This is a genomic window from Streptomyces sp. MS19, from assembly GCF_047200595.1.
In the GTDB taxonomy this organism is placed as follows: Bacteria; Actinomycetota; Actinomycetes; order Streptomycetales; family Streptomycetaceae; genus Streptomyces.
Genome location: NZ_JBJZOH010000051.1, coordinates 19,192 through 27,569, shown reverse-complemented (window position 1 = coordinate 27,569; position 8,378 = coordinate 19,192). Strand labels below are relative to the sequence as shown.

At 74.5% G+C, this 8,378-nt stretch carries 7 protein-coding genes; 2 read left to right on the top strand and 5 right to left on the bottom strand.

What is annotated here, in order from left to right; translation table 11 throughout:
- Nucleotides 1–1,076 (bottom strand): acyltransferase (locus ACL02R_RS27745; RefSeq protein ID WP_412799710.1); only part of this gene is annotated, 1,076 nt, incomplete at its 3' end.
- A 150-nt stretch (nt 1,077–1,226) separates the two neighbouring features.
- Here ACL02R_RS27745 and ACL02R_RS27740 point away from each other — a divergent pair.
- Nucleotides 1,227–1,814, top strand: a complete 588-nt coding sequence (locus ACL02R_RS27740; RefSeq protein ID WP_412799709.1) for a TetR/AcrR family transcriptional regulator — start codon at nt 1,227–1,229, stop codon at nt 1,812–1,814.
- Between the two features lie 21 nt (nt 1,815–1,835).
- Here the strand turns inward: ACL02R_RS27740 and ACL02R_RS27735 are convergent, their stop codons facing one another.
- On the bottom strand, nt 1,836–2,615 hold the full coding sequence (locus ACL02R_RS27735) for a vancomycin high temperature exclusion protein (protein ID WP_412799708.1): 780 nt from the start codon (nt 2,613–2,615) through the stop codon (nt 1,836–1,838).
- Nucleotides 2,616–2,748: 133 nt separating this feature from the next.
- On the opposite strand from ACL02R_RS27735, the gene ACL02R_RS27730 reads away from it, so the two are divergent.
- On the top strand, nt 2,749–3,480 hold the full coding sequence (locus tag ACL02R_RS27730) for a sulfite exporter TauE/SafE family protein (protein WP_412799707.1): 732 nt from the start codon (nt 2,749–2,751) through the stop codon (nt 3,478–3,480).
- Here ACL02R_RS27730 and ACL02R_RS27725 read toward each other — a convergent pair.
- The 3 genes from ACL02R_RS27725 to ACL02R_RS27715 all read right to left on the bottom strand — a co-directional run bounded on the left by ACL02R_RS27725 (nt 3,464) and on the right by ACL02R_RS27715 (nt 8,214).
- Entirely contained in the window at nt 3,464–7,456 is a 3,993-nt protein-coding gene (locus tag ACL02R_RS27725; RefSeq protein WP_412799706.1) for a CHAT domain-containing protein, read from the bottom strand. The genes ACL02R_RS27730 and ACL02R_RS27725 overlap by 17 nt on opposite strands.
- An 87-nt stretch (nt 7,457–7,543) precedes the next feature.
- Complete coding sequence (locus ACL02R_RS27720; protein ID WP_412799705.1) at nt 7,544–7,978, bottom strand: PIN domain-containing protein; 435 nt, start codon at nt 7,976–7,978, stop codon at nt 7,544–7,546.
- Nucleotides 7,975–8,214 carry a ribbon-helix-helix protein, CopG family gene (locus ACL02R_RS27715; RefSeq protein WP_362957147.1) on the bottom strand — a complete coding sequence of 80 codons (240 nt, stop codon included), beginning with the start codon at nt 8,212–8,214 and terminating at the stop codon, nt 7,975–7,977. The genes ACL02R_RS27720 and ACL02R_RS27715 overlap by 4 nt, the downstream gene beginning before the upstream one ends.
- Between the last annotated feature and the right edge of the window lie 164 nt (nt 8,215–8,378).

The following is an 8,378-nucleotide window of genomic DNA, read 5'->3' as shown; positions in this document are numbered from 1 at the left end:
CCCAGGATGCGGCGCAGACCGAGGCGGCCCCACAGCAGGCTGACCGCGTAGGACAGGGCGATTGTCACGGGCAGCAGGCACAGGAACAGGGCCACAGCGGCGGGCGCGCCGGCGTCGGCGGGGATCAGAGGGCGTACCAGTTCCTCGACGAAGAAGACGTGCACCATGTACGCGCCCATCGCGGCGTTCGCCGTGCGGCTGAGGCGCGGCTGCCAGCGTTCCGGCACGCGTGTGCGGCAGATGAGCAGCACGACGGCCAGGGTGAGGGCGGCGACGAAGAGGTGGGCGTTGGGGATCACGTAGTGGATCTGCGTGTTGTACCAGAGGATGCCCGCGATGGCGGCGGGGATGACGAGGAGCAGCGGGCGCCGGTAGCGGGCGGGCAGCCGCTGCGGCATGGAGAGGATCAGTGCCCCGCCCGCCGCGTACACGACGGAGTATGTGGTGAATCCCCAGCCTGTGGACGGTGCGTCGTGGCCGGTCACCTCGCCGAGGGTGGTGAGCAGGCTGGGGAGGCAGGCGACGGCGAGGAGCGCGGCGCCGGTGGCCCACGGGCGGGCGCCCGCCTTGAGCAGCGCGACGAAGGCCAGCAGCGCCACGATGGGGATGTACACGTACATGAACCACAGGTGGTACGCGGGCTCGATCGAGCCGAAGAGGCCGCGCACGGCGAGGTCGGTCGCCGGGGCGTCGTTCGTGCCGCGCAGCCAGGCCCAGGCGAGGTAGGCGGCGGTCCACAGGAACAGCGGCGTGGTGTTGCGCGTGATGCGCTGCCACAGGCGACGGCTGTCGCGCGGCGGGGCGCCGACGAGGACGGCCCAGCCGGCGATGGCGAAGAAGACCGGGACGGCGAACGACCCGGCCGAGTCGCCCGTCATGCCGACCCAGTACGCGGCGGCGCCCTTCGCCTCCCGCCCGTCGACGGCCTTGATGAACGCGGCGGCCACATGGCTGAGGATCACCGAGCAGGACGCGACGAGGCGGAGCAGGTCGATGTCGTACCGGTGCTCCCGCGCGGGCCGTGGGGACGGCGCGGGTGGGGCGGCGGGGGCGGCCTCGGCCGCTGTGGTGGACATAGGCCGTCACTTGTACGCGCCGCACGGTAACTCCCGCTCCCCGCACGGGCGTACGGCGGGTGAACACTGCCCGACGGCGCCCGGCGGGCCGCGCGCGTAGTAGCGTGCACGAAGCGGTTCACGCTGAGTACTGCATTCGGAGTGGCATCGATGGTGCGCAGGAACGACGAACGGCGGGCGGCGCTCGTGGACGCCGCCATCGAGGTGCTCGCGGCCGAGGGCGCGCGCGGCCTGACCTTCCGGGCGGTGGACACCCGGGCGGCCGTGCCGACCGGCACCGCCTCCAACTACTTCACCAGCCGCGACGACCTCTTCACACAGGTCGGCGCCCGGGTCTACGAACGCCTCATCCCCGACGAGGAGACCATCGCCGCACAGCAGGCGCTGACACCCGGGCTGGAGACCTACGCCGTGCTGATGCGCGAACTCGTCGGCCGGATCAGCGCGTTCAGGACCGGCTACCTGGCGCTGCTCGAACTGCGCCTCGAAGCCACCAGGCGCCCGGCACTGCGCGCGGTGCTCAGCGCACGCGTCCGCGCCGACCTCGACGCGAACGTGGCGCACCACGCGCAGTCGGGCCTGCCGGGCGACGCCACCGGCGTGCTGCTGCTCGTCCTGGCACTCAACTGGCTGATCGTCGAACAGCTCACCCTGCCCGACGTGTTCAGCGAGGCGGAGCGCGAGCAACTCGTCACGGCGGCGGTGGAACGGCTCGTCGCGCCCTCTTTCCGGCCCTGACCGGCCCTGACCGGCCCCGGCCTACGGCCCGGCCCGCAGCGCGTCCTGCACGGCGGTCTCCCGCGGACCGGCGATCTCCGGCTCCGGCGTGAACGCCGCGATCCACGCCGCCGTCGCCGCGCCCGCCATCTCCCGCAGACCGCTGACCACCCACAGGATGCTCGCATGGTCCCCGACCCCCACGCCCCAGGCGTCGATGCCCGCCGCCTCGCAGAGCGCGAGGGCCCTGCGTATGTGGAAGTCCTGCGAGACGAGCAGCGCCTCCGCCACGCCGAACACCTCGGCGGCGCGCGAGCAGGACGCCCAGGTGTTCAGGCCCGCGTGGTCGGCCACCACGTGCTCGGCCGGTATGCCGTGCCGTTCGACGAGGTAGGTCCGCATGGCCTCCGGCTCGTTGTACGCCGCGGTGCTGTTGTCGCCCGAGACGAGGAGGACGCGGGCGCGCCCGCTGCCGTACAGCTCGGCGGCCGTGTCGAGGCGGTCGGCGAGCCAGCGGGTCGGCGTGCCGTCCGCGCGCAGCCCCGCGCCGAAGACGAGGGCCACCGGCTTGGCGGGCGCGCTCTCCGTGGTGCGGACCCGGTCGTCGGTGGCCGCGTACACCCAGGCGTTCGGCAGCATGGCGAGCGCGAGGAGGGTCACCGCGAGCCGGAGCGCCCGCCGTTTGCCGCGGACCGTGCGCGGCACGCGGGGCCGCAGCCGCCGGGCCCGCGCACGTAACCGCCCGCCGCGCCCCGCCACCGCGCGCGTATCCCCCGCGTCGCCCGTCAGATCCGTCGTCCGTCCGGCCGCTGTGTCCGTCACGGTCCCCGGCCCCTTCCCCACGTCGCTCGCTCCCCGCCCCGCCCCGCCCCGTCACGGAGCATCACGCCCTTATCACGTTCCGGTCGCCGGACAAGTTCCCGGCACTCACCCGAACGGGCGTATTGTCCTGTCCGTGATCAGCGGGCTGAGCGGTGCGGACTGGACGCTGCTCGCTCTCGGCGCGCTCCTCGTCGGCGTCGCGAAGACGTCCATCGGCGGAGTCGGGTCGATCTCGGTGGCGCTGTTCGCCGCCGTCCTGCCCGCCCGCGAGTCGAGCGGCGCGCTGCTGCCGCTGCTGATCTGCGGCGACCTGCTCGCGGTCGCCGTCTACCGGCGGCACGCGAACTGGCCCGCGCTGCTGCGGCTCCTGCCGTCCGTCGTCGCGGGCATCGTGCTCGGCACCGTCTTCGTCGCCTGGGTGGACGACACGGTGATGCGGCGGACGATCGGCGGCACGCTGCTGGCCGTCGTCGTCGTGCACCTGTGGCAGCGGCGGCGCCCGGGGGCCGGCGCCGGGCGGGTGCGCGCCGCCGTGTTCGGGCTGCTCTCCGGCTTCACGACGATGGTGGCGAACGCGGGCGGCGCGGTGATGTCGCTGTACCTGCTGTCGGCGGGCTACCGGAAGCTGGAGTTCCTCGGCACGGCAGCGTGGTTCTTCCTGATCGTCAACGTGTTCAAGGTACCGTTCAGCGCCGGGCTCGGGCTGATCGACGGCGACTCGCTGGGGCTGAACGCGGCGCTGGTCGGGGCCGTGCTGCTCGGGGCGGTCGTCGGACGGGCGGTGATCCGGCGGCTCGACCAGGCGCGGTTCGAGAAGCTCGTGCTGCTGTTCACGGTCGTGTCGAGCCTCAACCTGCTGCGCTGACGTGCACGTGGGCCGCCCACAGCGTCGGCGTCGCCCGCAGCCGCGCGCGGACCGCCCGTACGGCGTCGTGCAGCGCGCGGGCGGGGTCCGCCCCGGCTGCCCAGGCGTCGTGGAACGCGGCGGCCGTCTCGGGCGCGATGCGGTCGCTGACCGGCCACAGCGTGCCGACCACATGCGGGTAGCCCGCGAGTTGGAACGCGCCGGTGATGTGCACCGCCTCGTCGTCCAGGCCCGCGCGGGCACGGGTGGTGGAGCAGGCGGAGAGGTACGCGAGGCGGGCGGACGGCAGGCGCAGTGCGGAGATGTCGGGCACGGTCAGCGGCCGGGTCGCGTGGTCGTGGAGGAGCACGGTGTCCGGGCTCTGCGCGTGGCAGGCGAGGTGCAGCCAGTCGTGGTGGGGGATCGCGGACAGTACGGCGGCCCGGGTCGCGCCGGTTCCGGTGAGCAGGCGGGCGCCGGGGCGTGAGGCGAGGCGGGCGGCCTCGTCCTCCACGTGCGGCAGGTCGTGGGCACCGGGCGTTCTGGGCAGGGCGACGACGAGGGGGCCGGCGTCCGGGGGCATGGCGCTCGGGGCGTCGGGAGTACGGAGAAGGCTCCGCAGCGTGGGCGCGTAGCTGGAGACGACGCGGTCGAGTACGGCCGCCCCCGCGTGCTCCGGTGCTTCGGCGGCGTGCAGTGGCAACGCTGTGAGCGGGCCGGTGGGTATCCAGCACACACGCGGCCACTCCCCCGCCGCGTCGGGCGGGGGCGCGGTGTGGCCGAGTGCGGTGAGCACCGGCTCGGCGAGGTCGCGCCAGAGCCAGGCGAGGGTGTCACGGACGGTCTGCTGGTGCGCGACGCGCTCGGCGCGTGCCGCGGCGGGGTCGGCGGCCCCCGCGACGGCCGCCAGGAACGCCCCGGTGCGTGTGGTGACGGTGCGCAGGTCCATGCCGGGCAGCGGGAGGGACGTCACGCGGCCGTGGGCGAGCAGCAGGGCGTCGCTGCGCAGGCCGCTGATGTTCACGACGACGGCCGTGGCGCGGTCGCCGAGTGCGGCGAGGAGGTCGGCGGGGGCGGGCGGCAGCAGGAAGCGGGCGAAGCCGGGGCGGCTGCGGATGTCGGCGACCAGGTCGTCCCAGGCGGTGGCGGCGGCGTACCGGTCGTCCGCGGTGGGGGTGCCCGGCCCCACGGGGTCGAGGACGGCGCGGAGCGCGTCGAGACGCCCGGCCGCCTCGGGGTGCGCCTCGCGCAGCAGCGTCAGGTCACTCCGCGTGTCGAGCGTCTGGGCGAGCAGGACGCCGCGTCCCGCCTCCAGCAGTTCCACGGCGCGCTCCGGCTCGCCGCAGGCGACGGCGCACGCGGCGGCGTCCGGCGCGAGGCCGCCGTACGACGCCAGGTGCCGCTCCTGGTCGGTGCGTCCGATGCGGCGCGGCGCCGTGCGCGCCAGCAGGTCCACGGCCAGGGCGAACGGGTCGAGCGCCGCGTGTGGCCCGTGCCCGAGGTGCGCGGCGGCGGCCCAGCGGCGTGCGGCCGACACCCGCGCGCCCACCGGGCCCGCCGGGTCGGTGGCGGCCTGCCGCAGGGTCTCCTCGGCGTCGGCCAGGAGATCGCCGTCGCCGGTGGCGACGGCCTTGCGGGCGAGCGCCCAGGCGTGCAGCGACCGCAGGTGGGCGTGGGCGACGTGGCCCGGCGGGGTGGCCTCGTCGGCCTGGCGGGCGGCGCGTATCAGGTCGTCGAGGCCGCCGGGGGTGGGCGCCGCTTCGTGGAGCTGCGCGCGTGCGGTGGCCAGCGCGCCGAGGCGGGAGACGCGGTTGGGGTGGTCCAGCGGGGTGGCGGCGACTGCCTGGGACGCGTGGCGTGCGGCCTCCTCGGCGTCGGCGGTCTCGCCGGTGAGCGCGTGGCGTGCGCTGAGCACGACGGCCAGGTTGGACACGAAGCGGGCGTGCAACAGGTGGCCCGGCGGGGTGGCGGTGACGGCGGCGCGGGCGTACGAGACCGCCTCGTCCAGGTCGGCGCGCGTGACGTCGGGGCGCAGTCGCAGGCCGAGCGCCAGGTTGGACGCGATGCCGGGGCCCTGCGGGGAGAGGATGCCGGCCAGTGCGAACGCCTGGGTGCGCACGGTGAGGGCTTCTTCGAGCGCGCCGGTGTCGCCGTACGCCTCGAAGCGCAGCGTCAGCGCGGAGGCCAGGGCGTCCAGGCGTAACGCGCGCATGGGGTGGCCGGGTGGGGCGTCTGCGATGGCGGCACGCTGGTGGGTGAGGGCGCTGTCCAGGTCGGCGGGGTCACCGCCGGACTCCCAGCGCAGCCGGTGCAGTGAGCCGAGGGACGTACGGGCGGTTCCTGCGAGGGGGTCACCGTCGGGTATGTCGGACAGGAGGACGGCGAAGAGGTCGAGGGAGCTGTCGAGATCGGCGCGGGCACCGGTCCGTTCGGCCAGCGACCACAGGGCGGTGGCGAGTTTGACGCCGGTCTCGCGGCGGGCGGCGGGGTCGAGGGTGGAGGCGTAGGCGGTGCGGTAGATCTCCAGCGCGCGGTCGAGGTCGGCGGCGGCGCCGGTCGTCTCGTACTGGGCGAGGAGCCGGTCGGCGGTGGCGGTGCCGAGGGGCGGCGGGGCGGGCCCGTGCGGGGCGGGTCCGGCGGCGGTCAGGGCGGCGCGGACCCGGTGGGCCAGCCGCCGGTTCACCTCGATGTCCGCGCGGGAGGGGTGCTGCCGGGGCAGGGCGCGCAGCGCGCGGTCGTACGTGTCGGCCGCCTCGTCGGCGACGACCTGGCTGGGGCGTGCGCGCAGCAGTGTCAGCAGTCCTGCGGCGAGGTTGACCAGGTACGAGGCCAGCCGTGGGTGGCCGTCGGGCGTCGCGCGGACGACCTCGCGGCCCACGAGGACGGCCTCCGTCACCAGTCCCTCGTCCAGGGCGGCGGGATCGGCGGTGGCGCGTGCCAGCAGGGCGTTGGCCAGGTTGGACTGGATGGGGACGCGTTCGGGGTGGTCGTCGGGCAGGGCCGCCAGGGCGCGGCGGTGGAGGGAGACCGCCTCGTCGATGGTCGGCAGCTGCCGGGTGTGGGTGAAGTCGTCGTAGAGGGTGTTGCCCAGGCTGGAGAGGTGGGAGGCGTAGCGGGGGTCGGCGGCCTTGGAGACTGCGACTGCGGCGCGACCCGCCTTCACAGCGTCGGCGAGGTCGTCGGGGCGGCCGTCGCGCTCATAGCGGGAGCGCAGCAGTACGCCACGCAGGGTGAGGGCCTCGGCGTGCTGGACGCGGGGCAGTGCGCTGTCCGTCAGTTGGGCGAGCAGCTCGATGCCCAGGGCGAGGTAAGTGGGATCGCCGGTGGAGAGGTAGCGATCCTGGGCCTGGTAGGCAGCGCCGAGCGGCGCGGCAGGGGTGATCTCGACGGGTGCGCGCGGCGGGGTGTTCCGTACCGGCCGGGGACGGGGTGGCTGCTGCTGTGTCCCCTGCTGCTGCGCCGACTCGGCCAGCGCTCCCGCCAGCGGATGCCCGGCGCGCTGCGCCGCGCGGAACCACTCCAGCGCCTTCCCCCGGTCGCCGCGCGCCAGCCGCAGCGTGCCCGCGTTCATCATCCCGTCCACGTGCCCGGCCGCCGCGGCCTTCTCGTACCAGGGCAGCGCCTCGTCCTCACGGCCCGACTGGTGCAGCAGCCGCGCGTACGTGTGGGTGGCGTCGAGGTCGCCGTGCTCGGCCGCGCGCAGCAGCCAGCGGCCCGCGCCCGCCGCGTCGCCGCGCTGTTTGAGCAGGACGCCGAGGTTGTTCATCGCGTCCACGTGCCCCACCTCGGCGGCGGGCAGGTAGTACACCTCGGCCTGCGCAGTGTCGCCGATCAGCGTGTGGAACGCGTGCGCAACCAGGTACCACACCTGCGGGTCGGCCGTGGCCTGCCCCGCCCGCCGCAACCACCGCCGCGCACGACCGGCTTTCCCCTGCGCGAGCAGCACCGCCGCCTTCTCCAGCGCCCGCCGCGCGGTCTCCTCGTCCCCGATCCCCACCCAAACCACCCCCAAGCCCAGTCTGTCCCCGTCACCCACCCGCCGTACAGAGCCTCCGGATGCCTTGGTGCGCGAGGGTGGGTGGCTCTACAGGTCGTCGGGCAGGAGCCGGAAGGCGTGGTGGCCGGTGAGTGGGGTGACGGCTCTGAAGTCCCTGCGGTCAAGGGTCAGGACGGTCTCCGTGTCGAACGCCTCGGCCAGCACGACATTCACGGCGTCGGTCAGATCCAGTCGCAGGGCCGCGTAGCGGTTCTGGACCAGGCGGGCATTGCGCAGCGTCTCGGCGGACAACTCCGGGATCGCAACACGCCCCGAGCGCTCCTGGGCCAGCAGCCAGTCGTTCACCACGGAGGCGGCCCCGCGGTTGACGTTGCGTGTGGTGATGTGTTCGATCTCCTGGATCACCAGCGGTGACACCACGGTGAGCGCCGCCTCCTGCATGGCGGTGCGGGCGGCGCTGTGCTCGGGGTCCGAGGCATTGAGAGCGGCGACCAGCCCGGAGGTGTCACCGACGACGATCACTCGGCGTCCGCCGCGCCGTCCGAGACCGCCCGGTCGATCTCCTCGGCGGTGACAGGCCCCCCGAAGTCCAGGAGCGGAATGTCCCACTCCGTGTTCCAGCGCCGGGTGCGGAGGGCCGCGAGGTGGAAGGCTGCCCGGAAGTACTCCGACTCCGGCCGCCCCTCCCGCGCTGCCGCCGCCTTGATCAGCGCGAGGTCCTCCTCATCGACCATGACGGTCGTCTTCTTCAAGGCCATAAGGTTATGGTACCTCCGCCATATGATTCCGCAGGGCACCGCAAGCCCTCTTGGGCCGCACACCCGCGACCGTTCAGTTTCGGTCTCCGCAGTCCGGCAACGCCTGCTCGCGGAGTCGGCGTTCTTCGATGACGGCCGCGATCCATCGCCCGGACCCGTGGACG